The organism is Aeromonas sp. DNP9, from assembly GCF_001728955.1.
In the GTDB taxonomy this organism is placed as follows: domain Bacteria; phylum Pseudomonadota; class Gammaproteobacteria; order Enterobacterales; family Aeromonadaceae; genus Aeromonas; species Aeromonas veronii.
The window spans coordinates 94325-115687 of the sequence record NZ_LYSQ01000012.1 but is presented as its reverse complement, the minus strand read 5'-3'; the positions used below and the strand labels follow the sequence as shown (position 1 = coordinate 115687).

The following is a 21363-nucleotide window of genomic DNA, read 5'->3' as shown; positions in this document are numbered from 1 at the left end:
TCAGAAGAAACTTTGTTCGATGGTGATGATGTCGCCCGGATTGAGCTGCCGTTGCAGGCTCACCTCTTCCAGCAACTGATCGCTGCCATTGAGGCGCAGGCTGATATCCCGTCTGGCTGCGCGATCGGTGAAACCACCCGCCAGCGCTACGGCCTTCTCTACCGTCAGGCCGGGCTGATATTCGTAGCCCCCCGGGTGAGCCACCTCGCCAGCGACAAACACCTGGCGGAAAGTGGTCACGTTGACCGTCACCATGGGATCGAGCAGCACGCCGTGCTTGAGCCCTCTGGTCAGCAGCTCGGCCACCTCAGTGGTGGTATGGCCCATCAGCAGCACCTGACCCAGATAGGGGTAATTGACGTGGCCACTGGTATCGACCTTGAACTTCATCGACAGATCCGGCTCGCCATACACCCGGATTTCGACCTCGTCCCCCGGCGCCAGCCTGTAGGCGGAATCGTTGCCTTGCGGGCCCAGGCCAGCCCAGACAGACAGGCTGAACAACCAGCCAAGCAGAAGCACCATCACGCTTTTGTTCATGTTAAATGGCTACCTTGAGTGAAAGAGAAAGCTGTTGTTTGTCGTAACCGAGGGCCCGGCGATAGCACTTGCCACCGATGTCGATGGGCTGCCCGGCAAAGCTGGAACCAGAGTCGGCCTGCTGGTAGTGGAGCCCCAGATTGACGGAGGGACGAATGTCATAGCTGATGCCCATGCCCCAGCGATGGATGTCATCCTGACGGTGGCGGTTGTCGTTACCACAGACCACCGACTGGTGATAATCATCCCGGATATCGTGATAAGAGAGCGTGGTCGCCACTCCGGGTGACCAGTGGTGCTGCCACTCGGCGCCATATAGCTGGCTGCTGACATAGCCGCCGTCACCACCCGGATCACGAATGGTCCGGCTGGAGAGCAGCACGAGCTTGCTGTAATCGAGCGGCTGCCACTCCAGACGCAGATCCCAGTTCAGCCCTTTGAAACTCTCCGCCTGCGGATCGTTGACGAAACGCTTGTAGATCCTGCCGATATTGGCATCGATCCGGGTCTTGCCGGTCAGCTGGCTCATCACCCCGGTGATAAGAAAAAACTCGTCGGAATCCTTGCGCGGATTGGCCGGGTAGCGTCGCAGATTGGTCTGCAGGGTGTAACGAAAACGGCTGACATGGCTCACCTGATCGAACAGCTCGACGATGGCGGAGTTCTCCTGCCACTCCTGCTCGGCCATATAGCGTTCAAAGTCATGCAGGTAGAGGTGCTTGTCGAGATAGCCCAGATCCTTGTGGGAGAGCGCCAGCTCCAGCTTGCCTCTGGCATCGGGAGCGCCGTAACTGTAGCGGCCACCCACTTCGCTGCGTTTGAAGCGCAACGGCTCATTTATCTGAAATCTGCCGAATGTGGCATAACCACAGAGCGCACGACCTTTCTTTTCATCAACCTCGCTGGGACAAGGAGAGGCATCTCCCTGCAACATAAAGCCTTCGGTCAACCCCTCGCCACGCGCCTCATGGCCCAGCCGATACTGGTACATCAGTTTGAAGGCGTTGCGCAGGGAGAAGCGCCAGCTGCCGTCAAACTGGAACTGGTGATCGGCATAGTCATCCGCATGGCTGCTGCCATAGCGACGATAATCACCCAGATAGCTGAACTTATAACGATCCAGGCCGCGTTCGCCCACCATGCGAAATTCCGGGGTGATCCCGACGAAATCGGAGCCAATCGCCTGACCATTGTCACGCTGCCACAACAGGTTGCTGTCGTGGCCGTCACGGCTCTCCACCTCGGTCTGGATCTCCAGACCAAGCGGCCCCTGATGGGATACGGGGGTGACCTCGGCACGGACTGAAAGAGAGGGGGAGAGCAGCAGTCCGGCGCAAACGAGGCTAGTAAGCGGATGCACCGACAAACCCCTTGAATACAGTCAGGAAAATGACTTTGAAATCCAGTCCGAGCGACCAGTACTGGATGTACTTGAGATCGAACTTGACCCGCATCTCCATCTTGTCGAGGGTGTCGGTTTCACCACGAAATCCATTTATCTGGGCCAGCCCGGTAATCCCTGGTTTCACCTTGTGCCGCAGCATGTAACGCTCCACCAGTGAGCGGTACTGCTCGTTGTGCGCCACGGCATGGGGACGCGGCCCAACGATCGACATGGAACCCTGAATCACATTGAAAAACTGCGGCAGCTCATCCAGCGAGGTACGACGCAAAAACGCACCGAATGGCGTCACTCTGGGATCGCCTCTGGTTGCCTGAGTCACCACGGCATCATTCTCCATGACGCGCATGGAGCGGAATTTCCATACCTGGATCCGTTTTCCCCCCAGGCCGTAGCGATCCTGCTTGAAGAGCACAGGTCCGGGTGAAGAGAGACGCACCCCGAGCGCCACCAGCGCCATGACCGGAGAGATGAGCAGCAGGATGAGTGAACCCAGCACCAGATCTTCAATCCGTTTGAGCAGGGCGGCGCCCCCTTCAAACGGGGAATCGAAAAAGCTGAAGGTATAGATATCGCCCACCTGATCGATGTGGGATACGGTCAGGCCGTACTCGTAAAAATCGGGTACCAGATAGGTATCGACCGTGGTATCGGAGAGTTCGTAGAGGTAGTGATTTATGCGCTCCCGGGCAGTCAGGGGCAGCGCCAGATAGACTTCGTCGACCAGCCCTTTGCGGGCCAGCTCGAGCAGTTCGTCGACATCACCCAACAGAGGACTGCGAGTCGGGTAACCGAAGCGCTCTTCGCTGCGGGCATCGAAAAATCCGAGCATCTGGATAGCGTGACGCGGACTCTCCCAGAGGGATTTCTCCAGCGCTAGTCCAGCCGGAGTCACGCCAATGATGGCCACACGACGACAACAGGAAGCACCGCTGAACCAGAGTGTCACCAGTCGGTACAGCACCCGATAGCCGGTGGAAATAAGACAGGCCATGGCAAGCCAGAGCACAGCCAGCTCAAGCGGGAAAGGGTGGTAGGGTTTAAAGATGGGAACCAGATAGACCAGCAGGTAGAGCAGGGTAGCTGTTACCAACCAGGAGAAGATGAGGCGCAGCAGAGACTGCGCCAGATGTTTACGAACCCGGCTGCAATAGAGCCCGGTATTCTGGGAAACCAGAAAGAAGACCACCATGCCCAGCGTGGCCAGTGACATCTCGTCCAACCCATGAAACAAACCAAAGTGCCGCGAAAGCAGCACCATTGATACTGAAATTCCCACCAGATCGACAAAGCGGGAAAACAGACTGTGGCTCGCGTCTGCGAGCTTGATAATTCGTTTGTTCATGGGTCGCCTTCATACTGATATCACTTATCAGTTTTCTTGACCGGACGAGCCCAGTTTTTGATGTGACGCTGGGGCACCCGGGTTATCACGAGTTCATTTTCACCCACGTCCTTGGTAATAGTAGAGCCGGCACCCAGGGTGGCCCCCTTGCCGATGCGAACAGGCGCTACTAGTTGGGTATCAGAACCGACGAATACATCATCCTCGATGATGGTCTGGAATTTGTTGACCCCATCGTAGTTGCAGGTGATGGTACCGGCACCGATATTCACCCCGGCTCCGATCTCGGCATCACCCAGATAGGTCAGATGACCGCACTTGGAACCAACCCCAAGACGGGCCTTCTTCATCTCGACGAAGTTGCCAACGTGCGCATCCTGCTCCAGAACCGCCCCCGGACGCAAGCGGGTAAACGGACCCACTGAGCACTGATCTGCCACCTGTGCACCCTCGATAACCGAGTAGGGTTTCACCTCGGTGTGGTCGCCAATGACACAATCCTTAAGTACGCAACCGGCGCCGATACGAACGTGATTGCCGAGAGTCACCTTGCCCTCAATGATGACGTTTGCATCAATAACGACCTCTTCACCAATTTCCAAAACCCCACGCAAATCAAAGCGTGCGGGGTCGATCATGGTTGCACCTGCAATCATCAATTTCTCAGCCTGCATCTGCTGATAGCTGCGCTCAAGTTGGGCCAATTGAACCCTATTATTAGCCCCTTCCACTTCAGCGGCGCGTTCTGGATGAACGGCGGCAATCGGGCAATTATCGCCGTGAGCCATGGCGATCACATCGGTCAGATAGAACTCGCCCTGGGCATTTTTGTTATCGAGACGAGACAACCATTGACGCAACTGGCCCCCATTGGCCACCAGCACGCCGGTATTCACCTCACGGATCGCCAGCTGTTCGGCATTGGCATCCTTCTGCTCGACGATGCCGACCACCTGACCATTTTCACGGACGATGCGGCCATAGCCGGTGGGGTTGTCGAGCACCACGGTCAGCAGTGCCATCCCGTTTTCAGCCTTGGCAGCCAGCAGTCGCTGCAGGGTCTCTGGCTGGATCAGCGGGGTATCGCCGTAGAGCACCAGCACGTCGTCTTCATCCTTCCAGAACGGGATGGCCTGGGCGACGGCGTGACCAGTCCCCAGCTGTTGTGCCTGCAGCACCCAGTTCACATCGGCCGCCACGATCCGCTCTTTCAGCAGCTCGGCACCGTGGCCATAAACCAGATGTAGCTGCTCGGCACCGACCTGACGGGCGGTATCGATCACATGGGAAACCATGGGTTTGTTGGCTACCGGGTGGAGTACCTTGGGCAGGGAAGAGCGCATGCGGGTACCTTTACCCGCCGCCAGGATCACGACGTTGAGGGACATAAATTGACCTTTGGAACATGAGGAAATACTCGGCGGAGTCTATCCAACGGGTAAAAAAAAAGCGACCCGAAGGTCGCTTTTTACATCACCGTTATTAGCGGTAATTCTTTTTGACGATATCGATGACTCGCAGTTGAGCCATCGCCTTGGCCAGCTCGGTGGCAGCCTGGGCGTAGTCGATATCACCATGGGAGCTGTGGATCCGCTCTTCGGCTGCGCGCTTGGCTTCCTGGGCTTTCGCCTCATCCAAGTCGTCAGCACGAATCGCAGTGTCCGCCAGCACGGTCACGGATTCAGGTTGTACCTCCAGCATACCGCCGGAGATGTACAGCACCTCTTCAGTTCCGTTCTGCTTCACCAAGCGGACCAGGCCCGGCTTGATGGCAGTCAGCAACGGAGCATGACCGTGGCGGAGACCCAACTCACCTTCGGAGCCTGATACCTGAGCGGATTGCACGCGACCGGAAAACAGTTTTCCTTCGGCGCTCACCACGTCCAGGTGAAAGGAGATCATCTCTGCCATGGGCCCTCCTGTCGAGGCTTACAGTTTCTTGGATTTCTCGACGACTTCGTCGATACCGCCAACCATGTAGAACGCCTGCTCGGGCAGATCGTCATACTCGCCTTTCAGGATGCCCTGGAAACCACGGATGGTCTCTTTCAGCGGCACGTATTTACCCGGAGAACCGGTAAACACTTCTGCTACGAAGAACGGCTGAGACAGGAAACGCTCGATCTTACGGGCACGGGCTACGGTCAGTTTGTCTTCTTCTGACAGTTCATCCATACCCAGGATGGCGATGATGTCCTTCAGCTCTTTGTAGCGCTGCAGTACGGTCTGAACGCCACGAGCGGTCTCGTAGTGCTCTTTGCCAACCACCAGCGGATCCAGCTGACGAGAGGTAGAGTCCAGCGGGTCAACGGCCGGGTAGATACCCAGTGCCGCGATTTGACGGGACAGTACGACGGTCGCATCCAGGTGGGCGAAGGTGGTCGCCGGAGACGGGTCAGTCAAGTCATCCGCAGGGACGTAAACGGCCTGTACGGAGGTGATGGAACCGGTCTTGGTGGAGGTGATACGTTCTTGCAGAACACCCATCTCCTCGGCCAGGGTCGGCTGGTAACCTACTGCGGAAGGCATACGGCCCAGCAGTGCAGATACTTCAGTACCGGCCAGGGTGTAACGGTAGATGTTGTCCACGAAGAACAGCACGTCACGACCTTCGTCACGGAACTTCTCGGCCATGGTCAGGCCGGTCAGCGCTACGCGCAGACGGTTTCCGGGCGGCTCGTTCATCTGACCGTAAACCAGAGATACTTTGTCCAGTACGTTGGACTCCATCATCTCGTGGTAGAAGTCGTTACCCTCACGGGTACGCTCACCTACACCGGCGAACACAGAGTAACCACTGTGCTCGATCGCGATGTTACGGATCAGCTCCATCATGTTTACGGTTTTGCCTACACCGGCACCACCGAACAGACCAACCTTACCACCCTTGGCGAACGGGCATACCAGGTCGATAACCTTGATGCCGGTCTCCAGCAGATCGTTGCTGTTGGACTGATCTTCGTAGCTGGGGGCAGCGCGGTGGATAGACCAGCACTCTTCTTCACCGATCGGACCTTTTTCGTCGATTGGCTCGCCCAGTACGTTCATGATCCGACCCAGAGTCGCAGTACCGACCGGAACCTGGATGGATTTACCGCTATTCACTACTTCCAACCCACGACGCAGACCGTCGGAGGAGCCCATGGTGATGCAACGAACGACGCCGCCACCGATCTGTTGCTGAACTTCCAGCACCAGACCCTGGCCTTGACCTTCGCTAACGACCTTCAGTGCATCGTACACCTGGGGCACGGCATTCTGCGGGAACTCGATGTCCACCACAGCGCCGATGATTTGGACGATGAAACCGTTACTCATGTCAAATCCTCTAAACCTTTGATAACCCTTGCCTTACACCGCAGCAGCACCGGATACGATCTCTGTCAGCTCCTGGGTAATACTGGCCTGACGGGCCTTGTTGTATACCAGTTGCAGATCGTTAATCAGGTTACCGGCGTTGTCAGTCGCGGCTTGCATGGCAACCATTCGGGCTGCCTGTTCACTTGCCAAGTTTTCCACTACACCCTGGTAAACCTGAGATTCGACATAGCGAACCAGCAGGGTATCCAGCAGCTTCTTGGGATCCGGCTCATAGAGGTAATCCCAGTGGTGTTTCTTGGCGAGCTTGCTGTCTTCAGTTACGGGCAAAGGCAGCAGTTGATCGACCCGTGGTTGCTGCACCATGGTGTTGACGAACTTGTTGTACACCAGATACAGCTTGTCAATCTCACCGTTGTCGTAAGCCTTCAGCATGACCTTGACTGAACCAATCAGGTCATTGACGCTCGGACTATCGCCCAGTCCTGCGACATGAGCTTTAACCTTGGCGCCGTGCCGTTCAAAGAAGTTGGAGGCCTTGTTACCGATCAGTGCCAGGTCAACCTTGGCACCTTTCGCGCTCCATTGCTTCATATCATTGAGGGCAGCCTTGAACAGGTTGATGTTCAGACCACCACACAGGCCACGGTCGGTGGAGACGACGATGTAACCCACTCGCTTGACCTCACGTTCGATGAGGTAGGGGTGCTTATATTCCAAGTTCCCCTGAGCGATATGGCCGATCACCTTGCGCATGGTTTCAGCGTACGGACGGCTGGCAGACATGCGTTCCTGCGCACGGCGCATTTTGCTTGCTGCCACCATTTCCATAGCGCCGGTGATCTTCTGAGTGTTTTTCACACTCCCGATCTTGTTACGTATCTCTTTTGCGCCGGCCATCTCTTACTCTCCATCAAGTGGCAGCTCACGCTGCCACACACGCTTACCAGGTCTGGGTTGCTTTGAAGCTATCCAGCAACGCAGTCAGCTTGCCAACGATCGCGTCGTTGTAGTCGGCTTTGGCATTGATTTCAGCCATCAGCTCGGCATGCTGGGTATTGGCGTAAGAGAGCAGAGCGGCTTCGAAGTCGACGATCTTGTTCAGCTCGACATCGGAGAGATAGCCTTTCTCGGCGGCGAACAGCACCAGAGACTGGTGAGCCACGCTCAGCGGAGAGTACTGCTTCTGCTTCATCAGCTCGGTCACTTTCACACCGTGATCCAGCTGCTTGCGAGTCGCCTCGTCCAGATCGGAAGAGAACTGGGCGAATGCCGCCAGTTCGCGATACTGGGCCAGCGCGGTACGGATACCACCGGACAGCTTCTTGACGATCTTGGTCTGAGCAGCACCACCTACACGGGATACGGAGATACCCGGGTCAACCGCCGGACGAATACCGGAGTTGAACAGCTGTGAAGTCAGGAAGATCTGACCATCGGTGATGGAGATCACGTTGGTCGGAACGAACGCAGATACGTCACCCGCCTGGGTTTCGATGATCGGCAGGGCGGTCAAAGAACCGGTTTTGCCTTTCACTTCACCCTTGGTGAACTTCTCTACGTACTCGGCGTTAACGCGAGCAGCACGCTCCAGCAGACGGGAGTGCAGATAGAAAACGTCACCCGGGTAGGCTTCACGTCCTGGCGGACGGCGCAGCAGCAGGGAGATCTGGCGATAAGCTACGGCCTGTTTGGACAGGTCATCATAGATGATCAGCGCGTCTTCACCGCGGTCACGGAAGTACTCACCCATGGAGCAACCGGCATACGGAGCCAGGTATTGCAGAGCAGCCGCTTCGGAGGCAGAGGCAACCACCACGATGGTGTTGGCCAGGGCGCCGTGCTCTTCCAGCTTGCGCACCACGTTGGCGATGGTGGAGGCCTTCTGGCCAATCGCAACGTAGACACACTTAATGCCGGAATCTTTCTGGTTGATGATGGTGTCGATCGCGATGGCGGTCTTACCAACCTGACGGTCACCGATGATCAGCTCACGCTGGCCACGACCGATTGGGATCATGGCATCGATGGCTTTCAGACCGGTCTGGACCGGCTGGTCAACAGACTTACGCTCGATAACGCCCGGTGCGATCACTTCGATCGGCGAGAAGCCGTCGTTGTCGATCGGACCTTTACCGTCGATCGGCTGACCCAGGGTGTTCAACACCCGGCCCAACAGACCACGACCTACCGGCACTTCCAGAATACGGCCAGTACCTTTTACTTTCATTCCTTCTGACAGACCGTCATAGGAACCCATAATCACCGCACCGACGGAGTCACGCTCCAGGTTCAATGCCAGAGCGTAGCGGTTGCCCGGCAGCTCGATCATCTCACCCTGCATGGCATCAGCCAGGCCGTGAATACGAATGATACCGTCGCTCACAGAGACGATAGTACCTTCGTTACGCGCTTCGCTCTTTACATCAAACTGCGCAATGCGCTGCTTGATCAGCTCGGCGATTTCAGTGGAATTCAGTTGCATGCTCTAATACCCCAATCAAGATTGCAGCGCGTCAGCCATGCGATCCAGCTTACCGCGGACTGTGCCGTCGATTACCAGATCACCGGCCTTGATGAGCACCCCGGCCATCAAGGACGCATCGATGCTGCAATTCAGCTTCACTTTGCGCGCGAGACGTTGTTCCAGAGAAGCCTGAATATTGGCTTTCTGCTGGTCGGTCAGTTCGATCGCCGAAATCACGTCAGCCTGAACCTCTTTATCCAGTTCAGCTTTGAACGCTACAAATTCAGCAACGACCGCCGGCAGCACACCCAAGCGACCATTCTCGGCCATCACCCGGATCAGGTTCTGGCCATGCACGTCGAGTTGCTCACCGCAGACACCGACAAACAGCGTTGCCAGCTCTTCGGCGGCCACAGAGCCGTTTACCAGGTTGTGCATGGTCTCGTTTTCTACTACTTGCGCAGCGAAACCGAGCATACCCAGCCACTGGTCAACCGCCTTGTGCTCAACGGCAAACTCGAAAGCAGCCTTGGCGTAGGGGCGAGCGATTGTAGTCAGTTCAGACATAGCCCCGTTCCCGTTACAGTTCTGCTACCAGTTTGTCGACGATGTCGCTGTTGGCAGCCTGGTCGATTTGACGCGCCAGGATCTTCTCTGCACCAGCAATGGCAAGAGCAGCAACCTGCTTACGCAGTTCTTCTTTGGCACGATGACGTTCAGCTTCGATCTCGGCACGGCCCTGAGCCAGGATTTTTTCCCGCTCAGACTGGGCACCAGCGGCAGCTTCATCAATGATCTGGGCTTTACGTTTGTTAGCCTGCTCAATGATTTCAGCAGCCTGCAGCTTGGCTTCTTTCAGCTGATCGGTGGCGTTGGCCTTGGCCAAATCCAGATCTTTCTTGGCACGTTCGGCAGAAGAGAGACCGTCAGCAATAGCTTTCTGACGGGCTTCGATGGCTGCAATCAGCGGCGGCCATACGTACTTCATGCAAAACACTACGAAGAAGAAAAAAGCAATTGCTTGGCCGAGGAGGGTGGCATTGATATTCACAGCCGATGTCCTCTTAAGTTAGTTAATGGGTTATGCCTGGAGAGTCGTAACGACTTAGCCAGCAACCGCAAACATCACGTACAGACCCAGACCAACGGCGATCATCGGGATCGCATCCACCAGACCCATTACGATGAAGAACTGGGTACGCAGAACAGGGATCAGATCCGGTTGACGAGCAGCACCTTCCAGGAACTTGCCACCCAGGATACCGATACCGATGGAAGCGCCGATAGCAGCCAGACCCATCATCATTGCAGCAGCGATGTACAGCAGGTCCATGTTCAAGTTTTCCATGAGGATCTCCAGTTATTTAGATGTAATTGATTGTATAAAAAGGATTATTTGAGTTGCATCAACCATGGTCTTCCTGCGCCATCGACAGATAGACGATGGTCAGAACCATGAAAATGAATGCCTGCAAAGTGATGATCAGGATGTGGAAAATTGCCCAAGGCACGGACAGGATCCACTGTGACCACCAGGGTAACAAACCCGCAATCAGGATAAAGATCAGTTCGCCAGCATACATGTTGCCGAACAGTCGAAGACCCAGAGAAACAGGTTTGGAAATCAGCGTAACAGTTTCCAGGATGAGGTTAACCGGGATGGCCGCCGGGTGGTTGAAAGGCTGAAGCGTCAGCTCCTTCACAAACCCGCCGATACCCTTGACCTTGATGCTGTAATACAGGATCAAGAAGAACACGCCCAAAGCCATGGACATGGTGATGTTAACGTCAGCAGAGGGAACCACACGCAGATAGGGAATACCCATCAATTGTGCAGCGTGAGGGATAAAGTCAACGGGGATCAGATCCATCAGGTTCATCAGGAAGATCCACACAAACACCGTCAGTCCCAAAGGTGCGATGACCTTGTTGCGACCGTGAAAGATGTCTTTGACGTTACCATTCACAAACTCGACCAGCATCTCCACAAAGCACTGCAGCTTACCCGGCACCCCGCTGGTAGCGTTAACGGCTACTTTGCGGAACAGCAGGATAAACAGGGCGCCTAGCACGACGGAAAATACCATTGAGTCGATATTGACCGTCCAGAACCCGGACCCGACTTGAAGGTGGGTCAGGTGGTGGGAGATATATCCCTGAGGAGTCAGGACTTCTCCGGTTGCAGACATGAGTTTTCCTAATAGTGGTTGTTAAGCGTGAATGAAACCATCCACTGTACAACGAGGGCGAGGATATAAGTGGCGAAAAACGAGACGGTAACGACCTCGACTCCCGCACCAAACATCAGGGCGAATAGACCTGTTGTAGAAATGAGCTTAATCCCTGCCCCACCATAAAAGTCCCGCAAAACCAGGCCCACACTCTCGGTTGTCACCTTGCGGCGCAGCACCCAGACAGTAAACAAGGCTTGAGGAACCCAGTACATCCCCCCTCCGTAGAGAGCGGAATAACCGGCGCTGGCACCAGTCAGGTAAAACCAGACGGCACTCATCGCCAGGATCAGGATGAGCTGACAAACGAGCATAACCAAGGCCAGTGTCAAACCTTCCAAGGCTATTTTCTGCTTCACCAACCTACCCCTGAACATTACAGAACTGTAAAAAATCGGGATCCGAAGACCCCATGTTAACAGCTCTTAAAGCCGGTCAAATTATACCCTTGAGGGCAGCTATTGCAATATGACAAAAATCCTTAATTTTTGCGGCTTTCCGCGGCAAATCAGGGTTATGGTCATATCAAAAGGAATGGATGTTTTATTACTACAAAAAGCGTAAAAATCACGATTCCGACACGCCAAAATAGCCCAATATACGGTCCAAATCGGACAAATTCTCGTAACTTATTACTAACTTCCCGCTATCCCGCTTGCCAGGCTGAAGTTGCACCTGATTGCCAATTTTTTCTGCCAGTTGGCGCTCCAGGTAGCCGATCTGCGGATCACGGGCCGGTTCGACCCTGGCTTTTGCCGGTTCGAGCGCTTTTTGCACCAGCTTCTCGGTATCGCGTACGGTCAGTCCTTTCTGGGCAACCAGCTTGGCCAGTTCAGACTGGGCCTGGCCGCTCAGGGCCAGCAGGGCACGGGCATGGCCCATGTCGAGGTCGCCATGCTCGACGAAACGCTTCACATCATCGTTGAGCTGGTTGAGACGCAACAGGTTGGTCACCGTGGTGCGGGACTTGCCCACCGCCTCGGCCACCTGCTGGTGGGTGAGTTCGAATTCGGTCAGCAGTCTTTGTAGAGCGACCGCCTCTTCGATGGCATTGAGGTCTTCCCGCTGAATATTCTCAATCAGCGCGATGGCGACAGCAGCCTCGTCGGGTACATCCTTGACGATGCAGGGCACCACCTCAAGCCGCGCCAGCTGGGACGCGCGCCAGCGCCGCTCACCTGCGATGATTTCGAAGGATTGTTCGCCGAGAGGGCGTACCACGATGGGCTGGATAACCCCCTGGGCGCGGATGGAGTTGGCAAGCTCTTCCAGTGCATCCTGGGACATATCCTTGCGGGGCTGGTACTTGCCGGACTGCAACCACTCCACCGGCAGCTTGCGCAGCTCGCCCTGATTGGTGGGGGCCATGGCCTCTTCAGTACGTTGATCGCTCATCACCTGTTTCTGGCGGGCAGCCGTGCTGGTACTGAGCAGGGCATCCAGCCCCTTGCCCAGTCCACGTTTTTTCGGAGTCATATGCTCTCTCGGTCTGCGATGGTCGCCTGACGTTCCTGCTCTTGGCGGCGCAGGATCTCGCCAGCCAGTGCCAGGTAGGCCTTGGCGCCCACCGATGATTTGTCATAGTGCATGGCCGGGGCACCGAAACTCGGGGCCTCAGCCAGTCTAACGTTGCGGGGAATGATGGTGCGGTAGACTTTGTCGCCAAAGTGCTGTTTTAGCTGATCGGACACATCATTGGCCAGCCGGTTGCGGTGATCGAACATGGTGCGCAGCACCCCTTCGATCTTGAGCTCCGGATTGACCACAGCGGCCAGCTTGCTGATGGTGTCGACCAGGGCGGTGAGCCCCTCCAGCGCGTAATATTCGCACTGCATGGGCACCAGCACGGAGTCGGCGGCGGCCATGGCGTTCACTGTCAGCATGTTGAGAGAGGGCGGGCAGTCGATGAAGACGTAGTCGTATTTGTCCCGCACCGAGGCCAGCGCATTGCGCAGGCGGATTTCGCGGGCGAAAAATTCCATCAAACGGATTTCGGCCGCGGTCACGTCGGCGTTGGCGGCAATCAGGTGATAGCCCCCGGTGGTTTCGGGGATGATCACTTCGCTGATGGGGGCATCCTCGATCAGCAGCTCATAGGCGGTGCGCTCGACGTCATACTTGTCGACACCGCTGCCCATGGTGGCATTGCCCTGCGGATCCAGATCGATCACCAGCACCTTGCGCCGGGTGGCGGCCATGGAGGCGGCCAGATTCACACAGGTGGTGGTTTTACCCACTCCACCCTTCTGGTTGGCTATGGCGATGACTTTTCCCACACGATCCCCTAAATGAAACTGCGACCCTATTCGGGCTGGATATGTTTGAATTCCAGCAGATGACGTTCGCCTTCCAGCTCCGGCACCCGCAACTCATGACAGGCTACCAGACGGATATTGGCAGGCAACTGGGCCAGCTCCTGCTCGGGATATTGTCCCTTGAGCGCCAGGAAGCAGCCCTGTTCTGACGGCAGGTGGTGACACCAGCTCAGCATATCCTCCAGCGAGGCAAATGCCCGACTCAGTACACCATCAAACCCCACCTCGGGTTGATACTCTTCAACCCGGGATTTGACCGGCGTCACATTGGTCAGACCCAGCTCCTGGATCACCTGACGGATGAAGTTGATCCGCTTGCCCAGACTGTCCAGCAGAACGAACTGCTTGTCTGGGTTGATGATGGCCAGCGGCAGTCCAGGCAAGCCGGGACCGGTCCCCACATCGATGAAGCGCTCCCCGTGCAAGTGGGGGCTTACCACCAGACTGTCGAGGATATGCTTGACCAGCATGGCGTCCGGATCACGAACCGAGGTGAGATTGTAAGCCTTGTTCCACTTGTGCAGCAACTCGACCAGCTGCACCAGTTGGCTCTTTTGGGTATCAGTGATAACAATTCCGGCCTGCATGAGCAGGCCGTTCAATCTTTCCAGCATATTTTCCAACGGTAAGAATCCTCAGGCGGTTTTACGCAGCAGGCCGTGTTTTTTCAGATGCACCAGCAGAATGGAGATGGCCGCCGGGGTGATGCCGGAGATGCGGGAAGCCTGACCGATGGTCTGCGGCTTGGCATCGTTGAGCTTGGCTTTCACCTCGTTGGAGAGGCCATTCACATCGTGATAGTCGAGATCCAGCGGCAACAGGGTGTTCTCGTTGCGCAGCTGCTTCTCCACTTCGTCCTGCTGACGATCGATGTAACCGGCGTACTTGATCTGGATTTCCACCTGCTCGGCAGCGGCAGGATCCGCCACGGCAGGGCCGATCCCGTCGATGGTCATCAGGGCATCGTAGGTCACTTCCGGACGGCGCAGCAGCTCTTCCAAGCTCTGCTCACGCGTCAGCGGGGTATTGACCAGGGCGTTGACCGCCTCCAGTGACGGATGCTGCGGGTGGATCCAGGTCGAGCGCATACGCTGACGCTCCAGTTCTACCTGCTCCATCTTGGCGTTGAACTTGCTCCAACGCTCGTCATCCACCAGACCCAGCTCGCGACCAATGGTGGTCAGGCGGATATCGGCGTTGTCTTCCCGCAGCAGCAGGCGATATTCGGCACGGCTGGTGAACATGCGGTAAGGCTCGCGGGTCCCCAGGGTGGAGAGATCGTCCATCATCACGCCCATGTAGGCCTGATCCCGACGCGGGTTCCAGGGATCCTTGTCCTGAGCACGCAAGGCCGCATTCAGACCGGCCATCAAGCCTTGTGCCGCCGCCTCTTCGTAACCGGTCGTCCCGTTGATCTGGCCGGCGAAGAACAGGTTTGAAATGCACTTGCTCTCCATGTTGGCCTTGAGATCCCGCGGATCGAAGAAATCATATTCGATGGCATAGCCCGGACGGGTGATGTGGGCGTTCTCGAAGCCGCGCACGGAACGGATGATCTGCACCTGAACGTCAAACGGCAGGCTGGTGGAGATCCCGTTCGGATAGAGTTCGTGGGTGGTAAGGCCTTCCGGCTCGACGAAGATCTGGTGCGCCGTCTTGTCGGCGAAACGGGTGATCTTGTCCTCGATCGACGGGCAGTAGCGCGGGCCGATCCCCTCGATCACCCCGGCGTACATGGGGCTGCGATCCAGGTTATTGCGGATCACTTCGTGGGTACGCTCGTTGGTGTGGGTGACGTAGCAGGGCACCTGACGGGGATGCTGGCTGGCATTGCCGATAAACGAGAAGACGGGGCGCGGATCGTCGCCGTGCTGTTCCTGCATGACGGAGAAATCGACGCTGCGGGCATCGATGCGGGGCGGCGTACCCGTCTTGAGGCGATCGATGCGCAGCGGCAGTTCCCGCAGGCGCTGGGCGAGGGCGATCGAGGGAGGATCCCCGGCACGACCGCCCTTGTAGTTTTCCATCCCGATGTGGATCAAACCATTCAGGAAGGTACCAACCGTCAGCACCACTGTCTTGCCGCTGATGCGGATCCCGCTCTGGGTGACTACACCGGCAACACGATCCCCGTCCATGATCAGATCGTCACAAGCCTGCTGGAAGATCTTCAGGTTCGGGTAGTTCTCCAGCATCTGGCGAACGACGGCCTTGTAGAGCAGGCGATCCGCCTGGGCACGAGTGGCTCGCACTGCCGGGCCCTTGGATGAGTTGAGGGTGCGGAACTGGATCCCGCCAAGATCGATGGCACGCGCCATGATCCCGCCGAGTGCGTCAACTTCCCTGACCAGGTGTCCCTTGCCGATCCCGCCGATCGCCGGATTACAGGACATGTGTCCCAGCGTATCGATATTGTGGGTCAGCAACAGGGTGTTCATGCCCATGCGGGCTGCCGCTGTTGCTGCTTCGGTTCCGGCATGACCGCCACCGACGACGATCACATCAAATTGTTCATGGTATTGCATTGGGATCACCTTGATCTGCACGCCTGAAGATCTTTATTTGCCTGGGCTAAAGGGCGGAACATTCTATCTGTTTCGCGTCCTGAGGGGAACGTCTACTTAACGTTCAGTATGAAGGGAGGATCCACTAATTAGATCTTAAGGATCTTTAGATCGATCTTTTACTGGATCTCTTATTAGGATCCGCCCTTTCTGTTGATAAGCACTTTTTGATCATAAAGATCATTAATTTAAGGGCGATCCTAGCTTGTGGAAAAGCTTGGATCCTGGCCCGGTGAACGAGGGGATAACCAGGACTTTTATACACAGAGGTTTGTCAGTCTGGATCTAATACATGGATAACTATAGGTTTTGCAGAGCTTTACACCGTAGTTATGCACATTACCCCTGGGCGTTGTGGGTAACCTTGTAGAACAACTCCCCCGGATCAATCTGTTAATAACATGGTGGATAGTCGATCTGGGGATAAGTGGGGAGATCAAGCTTTTTTTCAGGATCTCCCGCACGCTGATCAGGCGATCAGCGTCATCCAGTCGCGGATCCACACTTCTGCGGCATCTTCGGGGATCTCGTGTTGGGTCACATCGATGTCGAGCCGCTCGCCGATCCGGCTGGCACCGCACTCGGCCAGCTGTCGATCCAGCGTCTTGCCACCCTGGCAAAAGGTGTCATAACTGCTGTCACCAAGGGCGATCACTCCATATTTCAATGAATTAAGATCCGGATGCTGCTCGGCAAGATCCTTGGCGAAGGGTTGCAGGTTGTCGGGCACATCCCCGGCACCATGGGTGGAAGTGACCACCAGCAGGATGGATCCCGCATCATCCAGCAACTCTGCCAGCTTGGCCGGGTTGTGGATCCGGGTCTGGTGGCCAGCCTGTTCCAGCAGGTTGGCAACGTGGTCTGCGACATATTCGGCGGCGCCCAGCATGGAGCCGACGACGAGATTGAGTTTGGCCATGGAATGGATCCTGATTTCAGACAAAGAAACGCAAAGCCGGATTCTACCGCCAAAGGGTGTGGATAAATATGGATAAAGCTTGGGGATAATGGATCCAGTCAGATAATGCCACCGGATCCATCCTGCCGATCTTTTTTCTGCTTCTTTATATTCCTCTCCATTTTCTTCTCCGCTCATGGCTCTCCTGATGGGTCCCATCTCCCGCAAAATCCTGCCAACGATGCAGCCAGATAACAATGTAGATGCAAATGATTAGCAATTATTGAATCGATTCGATCACGGCTCCTGTAGTAGGATTGCGCTGCTTTATTCGCCCATGGAACAGGGTGATGTCGTGACAAACGACCACAAATAACAATTAAAACAACATAACTCATTGATAAACGAGACTTTAATATGATTGCGCAAAAATACACTACAGGACCCGGCAAGAAGGGCGCCTTCGGCGTGCTTTCGCTCTCCGGTTTGCTCGTCTCCCTGCCGCTGATGGCAGAACAAACCACCGCTGAGCTGCCCAAAGCCAGCGAAACCATGGTGGTGACCGGTACGGCCATGAAGGTGGAAGTGCCGATGGCCGAGACCCCTCGCGCCGTCTCCGTGGTTAATCGCGAGGAGCTGGATCAGCACGCCGTGTTGCAGCTGGATGAAGCGATTCGCTACCGTTCCGGCGTATTGACCGGCCTCTATGGCTCAGACAACAACACCGACTGGTTCAAGGTGCGTGGCTTCGATGCCGCTTCTTATCTGGATGGCAACCGGTTGTTTGGCACAGGCTACTACGTCTGGACGCCGGAACCGTTCGGTCTGGAGAGTGTGGAAGTGCTGAAGGGGCCAGCCTCGATCCTTTACGGTGAGGCGCCTCCGGGCGGGGTGATCAATGCCATCAGCAAGCGACCGACCGCCACGCCGCAAGGGCAGGTGGATCTGCAGCTTGGCAGCCGGGATCATCGTCAGGTCGGGGTGGACGTATCTGATTCGCTCTCCGACAACAGCCGCTACCGCATGGTTGCTCTTTATAAAGAGCGTGATGGTGTGCTTACCGGTACTTACAACGATCGCGTCTATCTGGCGCCCAGCGTTACCTTCGATCTTTCGGATCGTACCAGCCTGACCCTGCTGGCCAGTTTCCTGCACGACGAAGGGGTCCCGACCAACGGCTTCTTCCCGGTCTATGGCACCCTGAATACGTCAGGTGGCCAGATTGATCCCTCCACCAACCTGAGCCAGCCGGATTACGATCGCAACCGCAATACCCAGATCTCCACCGGTTACGAGCTGGCCCACCAGCTCAACCAGACTTGGGAGTTCAAGCAGAACGTCCGCTTCAACTACAACGATCTGCTGCTGCGCCAGACCTATATCTTCCCGACTTATGAAGGCACAACCGCCAGTCGTGGCCTGGTTTACCGTGATGGCAATACCAAGAGTGCCACCATGGATAACCAGATGGTGGGCTACTGGAACACCGACAGCACCGAGCAGACTTTGCTGTTGGGGGTAGATCTGCAGCGTCACGTCAATGAAGGGGTCGAGGCCGACAACTACGGTATGGGCACCATCAATACCATGAACCCGGATTACAGCGGCTTCCCCGGTTTTGATGAGTCGACGGCTACTCACCAGAAGAGCACCAAGGGCCAGAGCGGCCTCTATGCTCAGCACCAGATCCGCTGGGACGATCGCTGGTTGCTGACTGCCGGTGGCCGTTTCGACTATGTGGAGACCCACAACACCAATACCAGCAAGGACGAGCGCCAGTACGATCACGAGCTATCCCTCTCGGGCAGCCTGATGTATCTGGCTGACAACGGCCTCTCTCCCTACTTTGCCTATGCCGAGTCGTTTGAGGTGCTGCCGGGGATCGATCCTAACACCCGAAACTCCTACAAGCCGCTCAAGGGCAAGCTCTACGAGACCGGCGTGAAGTATGCGCCTGCCTTCCTCGACGGTTACATCAATCTGGCGCTGTTCGATCTGGCCCAGACCAACTCGCTGGTCTCTACCGGTTCCGGCCAGCAGACCCAGGCGGGTGAAGTGACCTCTCAGGGGATTGAGCTGGAAGGGAGTGTGCAGGTGACCGATGCACTGCGTCTGACCGCTGCTTATACCTACACCGATGCCAAAACCAACGACACCGGCAGTGGCGATCGCCGTGCCAGCCTGATCCCGCGCCACCAGGCCTCCTTCTGGGGTAACTACAAGGTGCAGCAAGGGGTGGCTTCGGGTCTGGAGCTGGGTACCGGTGTGCGTTATATCGGTTCCAGCGTGGGTATTGGCGCCGTGAATGCGGACTATACCCCCATCTACGGCTCTGCCGAGGTGCCGGCCCATACCGTCTGGGATGCGATGATCGGGTATGACTTTGCCAAGAACTGGCGTGCCCAGCTCAACGTCAACAACCTACTGGGTGAAACCTACGTGGCCAGTTGTGACTACTACTGCTACTACGGCGAGCCGCGCAGCGTAGTGGGCAGCATCAACTACCGCTGGTAATCGAAGTCGGGTGGGAACCAGATTCCCGCCCTTCTTTTCACCCGCAGTTGTTCTGATCTCTCTGGAATACCGGTCCGTTATGGAACTCTTGTCTCTGGTTTATCGCCAATATCGTTGGCCCTTTATCGCCATCACCCTGCTCAGTCTGCTCAGTGCCGTCAGCGGGATTGGCGTCATTGCTTTTATCAATCAGTCTCTTATCGAATCTATAGGTGATCCGCTGCCGATCCTCGGTCAGCTGGTCGGCCTGATTGTGTTGCTGCTGGTGATCACTCTCGGATCTCAGCTGGCCCTGACCACTCTCGGTCACCATTTTGTCTACCGGTTGCGTGGCCGTCTGCTCAAGCAACTGTTGGATACCGATGTCGCCCGCATCCGCCAGATTGGTCAGGGGCCACTGCTGGCCTCCCTCTCCAGCGATATCGGCCAGATCACTATCGCCTTCGTGCGCCTGCCTGAGCTGGTGCAGGGGCTGGTGCTCACGCTGGGTTCTGCCCTTTACCTTGGCTGGCTCTCTCCTGCATTGCTCGGGGTGACTGCGCTCTGGGTCACCGTCACCATGGTGGTGGGCTGGTTGCTGGTGAACCGTGTTTATCGCCATCTCTCCCACATGCGTCAGGCCGAAGATCGGCTCTATCAGAACTATCAGGCCATCATCGCTGGCAGCAAGGAGCTGGCGCTCAACCGCGAGCGGGCTCACTTCGTCTATCACCAGCTCTATGAGCAAAATGCCCGTGACTACCGCCAGCAGATCATTCGCGCCGACACCTATCACCTGAGCGCGGTGAACTGGTCGAATATCATGATGCTGGGGGCCATCGGTCTGGTCTTCTTCCTGGCCAACGGCCTTGGTTGGGCCAACACCAATGTGGCCGCCACCTTCGCGCTGACCCTGCTGTTCCTGCGCACCCCGCTGTTGCAGGGGATTGGCGCCCTGCCGACCCTGCTTGCCGCTCAGGTGGCGTTCGACAAGATCGCCGCCCTCAATCTGGCTGAGCCGGATGCGGACTTCCCGCTGCCGCCCGCCATCCGCCCTTGGCAGCGCATCGAGTTGGAGCAGGTGAGCTTTCACTATCAGGGGGAGGGCGGTTTTGCCGTTGGCCCCATCGATCTGGTCATCGAAAAGGGGGAGCAGATCTTCATCATCGGCGGCAATGGCTCCGGCAAGTCGACCCTGGCCATGCTGCTGACCGGACTTTACCAGCCGGTATCGGGCCGGATCCTGCTGGATGGTGAGCCGGTCACCGATCGCAATGGCTATCTGGCGCTCTTCTCCGCCATCTTTACCGACTATCACCTGTTCCAGCACCTGCTGGGGCCGGAACCCAAGGATGAGCTGGTGGCCGAGTGGCTGGAGCGGTTGCAGATGGGCAGCAAGCTCACCATCGAGGATGGCTTTATAGCCGATATCGATCTCTCCCAAGGGCAGCGCAAGCGGGTCGCCCTGCTGCTGGCGCTGGCCGAGCAGCGCGAGGTGATGCTGTTTGACGAGTGGGCTGCGGATCAGGATCCCCAGTTCCGCCGCATCTTCTATCAGGTGCTGTTGCCGCGCCTCAAGGAGATGGGCAAGACGGTGATTGCCATCAGTCACGACGATCACTACTTCCCGCTGGCCGATCGCCTGCTGGAGATGCGGCAGGGAAAACTCACCGAACTGACCGGCGCGCGCCGTGCCGCAGTGAGCCGCGATGCGATCGCCCATCTGGATTGCGAGGTGCCGGCTTGATGCCGGCACCGATGAGACTGGCGGCAAGCCAGCACAGGAATTG

20 protein-coding genes are annotated in these 21363 nt (G+C 56.7%); 2 read left to right on the top strand and 18 right to left on the bottom strand.

Annotated features, from left to right (window positions below):
* The 18 genes from A9G06_RS10135 to mioC all read right to left on the bottom strand — a co-directional run bounded on the left by A9G06_RS10135 (position 1) and on the right by mioC (position 17101).
* Positions 1-540, bottom strand: coding sequence for a polysaccharide biosynthesis/export family protein (locus A9G06_RS10135; RefSeq protein ID WP_069555141.1), 540 nt, complete (start codon positions 538-540; stop codon positions 1-3).
* Position 541: 1 nt separating this feature from the next.
* Entirely contained in the window at positions 542-1900 is a 1359-nt protein-coding gene (locus A9G06_RS10130) for an outer membrane beta-barrel protein (RefSeq protein WP_069555140.1), read from the bottom strand.
* On the bottom strand, positions 1884-3287 hold the full coding sequence (locus tag A9G06_RS10125) for an undecaprenyl-phosphate glucose phosphotransferase (RefSeq protein ID WP_069555139.1): 1404 nt from the start codon (positions 3285-3287) through the stop codon (positions 1884-1886). Before A9G06_RS10125 ends, A9G06_RS10130 begins: the two co-directional genes overlap by 17 nt.
* 20 nt (positions 3288-3307) lie before the next feature.
* Positions 3308-4675 (bottom strand): bifunctional UDP-N-acetylglucosamine diphosphorylase/glucosamine-1-phosphate N-acetyltransferase GlmU, encoded by a 1368-nt coding sequence (gene glmU / locus A9G06_RS10120; protein ID WP_069555138.1) that lies wholly within the window; start codon positions 4673-4675, stop codon positions 3308-3310.
* 94 nt (positions 4676-4769) lie between these two features.
* Positions 4770-5198, bottom strand: coding sequence for a F0F1 ATP synthase subunit epsilon (locus tag A9G06_RS10115; RefSeq protein ID WP_005339345.1), 429 nt, complete (start codon positions 5196-5198; stop codon positions 4770-4772).
* A gap of 18 nt (positions 5199-5216) precedes the next feature.
* On the bottom strand, positions 5217-6605 hold the full coding sequence (gene atpD / locus A9G06_RS10110) for a F0F1 ATP synthase subunit beta (RefSeq protein WP_005339344.1): 1389 nt from the start codon (positions 6603-6605) through the stop codon (positions 5217-5219).
* Between the two features lie 33 nt (positions 6606-6638).
* A complete protein-coding gene (gene atpG, locus A9G06_RS10105) occupies positions 6639-7505 on the bottom strand; it encodes a F0F1 ATP synthase subunit gamma (protein WP_005339343.1) in 867 nt (288 codons plus the stop codon).
* Between the two features lie 43 nt (positions 7506-7548).
* Positions 7549-9090, bottom strand: a complete 1542-nt coding sequence (atpA, locus tag A9G06_RS10100; RefSeq protein ID WP_005339342.1) for a F0F1 ATP synthase subunit alpha — start codon at positions 9088-9090, stop codon at positions 7549-7551.
* A gap of 15 nt (positions 9091-9105) precedes the next feature.
* A complete protein-coding gene (gene atpH / locus A9G06_RS10095) occupies positions 9106-9639 on the bottom strand; it encodes a F0F1 ATP synthase subunit delta (protein WP_005339341.1) in 534 nt (177 codons plus the stop codon).
* A gap of 13 nt (positions 9640-9652) precedes the next feature.
* On the bottom strand, positions 9653-10123 hold the full coding sequence (gene atpF / locus A9G06_RS10090; RefSeq protein WP_005339336.1) for a F0F1 ATP synthase subunit B: 471 nt from the start codon (positions 10121-10123) through the stop codon (positions 9653-9655).
* 54 nt (positions 10124-10177) lie between these two features.
* On the bottom strand, positions 10178-10420 hold the full coding sequence (gene atpE / locus A9G06_RS10085) for a F0F1 ATP synthase subunit C (RefSeq protein ID WP_005307205.1): 243 nt from the start codon (positions 10418-10420) through the stop codon (positions 10178-10180).
* A gap of 58 nt (positions 10421-10478) precedes the next feature.
* Positions 10479-11261 (bottom strand): F0F1 ATP synthase subunit A, encoded by a 783-nt coding sequence (gene atpB, locus A9G06_RS10080; RefSeq protein ID WP_005342348.1) that lies wholly within the window; start codon positions 11259-11261, stop codon positions 10479-10481.
* An 8-nt stretch (positions 11262-11269) separates the two neighbouring features.
* Entirely contained in the window at positions 11270-11680 is a 411-nt protein-coding gene (locus A9G06_RS10075; RefSeq protein ID WP_019445506.1) for an ATP synthase subunit I, read from the bottom strand.
* A 190-nt stretch (positions 11681-11870) separates the two neighbouring features.
* Positions 11871-12779: a ParB/RepB/Spo0J family partition protein gene (locus tag A9G06_RS10070; protein WP_005342343.1), complete on the bottom strand. Its 909-nt coding sequence runs from the start codon at positions 12777-12779 to the stop codon at positions 11871-11873.
* Positions 12776-13579, bottom strand: coding sequence for a ParA family protein (locus A9G06_RS10065; protein WP_005357226.1), 804 nt, complete (start codon positions 13577-13579; stop codon positions 12776-12778). The genes A9G06_RS10070 and A9G06_RS10065 overlap by 4 nt, the downstream gene beginning before the upstream one ends.
* A gap of 26 nt (positions 13580-13605) precedes the next feature.
* Complete coding sequence (gene rsmG, locus A9G06_RS10060; RefSeq protein WP_041202839.1) at positions 13606-14232, bottom strand: 16S rRNA (guanine(527)-N(7))-methyltransferase RsmG; 627 nt, start codon at positions 14230-14232, stop codon at positions 13606-13608.
* A 21-nt stretch (positions 14233-14253) separates the two neighbouring features.
* On the bottom strand, positions 14254-16143 hold the full coding sequence (gene mnmG / locus A9G06_RS10055; protein WP_069555163.1) for a tRNA uridine-5-carboxymethylaminomethyl(34) synthesis enzyme MnmG: 1890 nt from the start codon (positions 16141-16143) through the stop codon (positions 14254-14256).
* A gap of 508 nt (positions 16144-16651) precedes the next feature.
* Positions 16652-17101: an FMN-binding protein MioC gene (mioC, locus tag A9G06_RS10050; RefSeq protein ID WP_069555137.1), complete on the bottom strand. Its 450-nt coding sequence runs from the start codon at positions 17099-17101 to the stop codon at positions 16652-16654.
* Positions 17102-17497: 396 nt separating this feature from the next.
* On the opposite strand from mioC, the gene A9G06_RS10045 reads away from it, so the two are divergent.
* Positions 17498-19594, top strand: coding sequence for a TonB-dependent siderophore receptor (locus A9G06_RS10045; protein WP_069555136.1), 2097 nt, complete (start codon positions 17498-17500; stop codon positions 19592-19594).
* Positions 19595-19673: 79 nt separating this feature from the next.
* The gene (locus A9G06_RS10040; RefSeq protein ID WP_069555135.1) at positions 19674-21320 is read left to right on the top strand and encodes a multidrug ABC transporter permease/ATP-binding protein; all 1647 of its coding nucleotides are present in this window, start codon (positions 19674-19676) and stop codon (positions 21318-21320) included.
* The last annotated feature ends 43 nt before the right edge of the window (positions 21321-21363 follow it).

Excerpts from the sequence above, each read along its gene's own strand:
- A9G06_RS10135 (WP_069555141.1), bottom strand. The coding sequence starts at position 540 with ATGAACAAAAGCGTGATGGTGCTTCTGCTTGGCTGGTTGTTCAGCCTG.
- A9G06_RS10125 (WP_069555139.1), bottom strand. The coding sequence starts at position 3,287 with ATGAACAAACGAATTATCAAGCTCGCAGACGCGAGCCACAGTCTGTTT.
- glmU (WP_069555138.1), bottom strand. The coding sequence starts at position 4,675 with ATGTCCCTCAACGTCGTGATCCTGGCGGCGGGTAAAGGTACCCGCATG.
- A9G06_RS10115 (WP_005339345.1), bottom strand. The coding sequence starts at position 5,198 with ATGGCAGAGATGATCTCCTTTCACCTGGACGTGGTGAGCGCCGAAGGA.
- atpD (WP_005339344.1), bottom strand. The coding sequence starts at position 6,605 with ATGAGTAACGGTTTCATCGTCCAAATCATCGGCGCTGTGGTGGACATC.
- atpG (WP_005339343.1), bottom strand. The coding sequence starts at position 7,505 with ATGGCCGGCGCAAAAGAGATACGTAACAAGATCGGGAGTGTGAAAAAC.
- atpA (WP_005339342.1), bottom strand. The coding sequence starts at position 9,090 with ATGCAACTGAATTCCACTGAAATCGCCGAGCTGATCAAGCAGCGCATT.
- atpH (WP_005339341.1), bottom strand. The coding sequence starts at position 9,639 with ATGTCTGAACTGACTACAATCGCTCGCCCCTACGCCAAGGCTGCTTTC.
- atpE (WP_005307205.1), bottom strand. The coding sequence starts at position 10,420 with ATGGAAAACTTGAACATGGACCTGCTGTACATCGCTGCTGCAATGATG.
- atpB (WP_005342348.1), bottom strand. The coding sequence starts at position 11,261 with ATGTCTGCAACCGGAGAAGTCCTGACTCCTCAGGGATATATCTCCCAC.
- A9G06_RS10075 (WP_019445506.1), bottom strand. The coding sequence starts at position 11,680 with ATGTTCAGGGGTAGGTTGGTGAAGCAGAAAATAGCCTTGGAAGGTTTG.
- A9G06_RS10070 (WP_005342343.1), bottom strand. The coding sequence starts at position 12,779 with ATGACTCCGAAAAAACGTGGACTGGGCAAGGGGCTGGATGCCCTGCTC.
- rsmG (WP_041202839.1), bottom strand. The coding sequence starts at position 14,232 with ATGCTGGAAAGATTGAACGGCCTGCTCATGCAGGCCGGAATTGTTATC.
- mnmG (WP_069555163.1), bottom strand. The coding sequence starts at position 16,143 with ATGCAATACCATGAACAATTTGATGTGATCGTCGTCGGTGGCGGTCAT.
- mioC (WP_069555137.1), bottom strand. The coding sequence starts at position 17,101 with ATGGCCAAACTCAATCTCGTCGTCGGCTCCATGCTGGGCGCCGCCGAA.
- A9G06_RS10045 (WP_069555136.1), top strand. The coding sequence starts at position 17,498 with ATGATTGCGCAAAAATACACTACAGGACCCGGCAAGAAGGGCGCCTTC.
- A9G06_RS10040 (WP_069555135.1), top strand. The coding sequence starts at position 19,674 with ATGGAACTCTTGTCTCTGGTTTATCGCCAATATCGTTGGCCCTTTATC.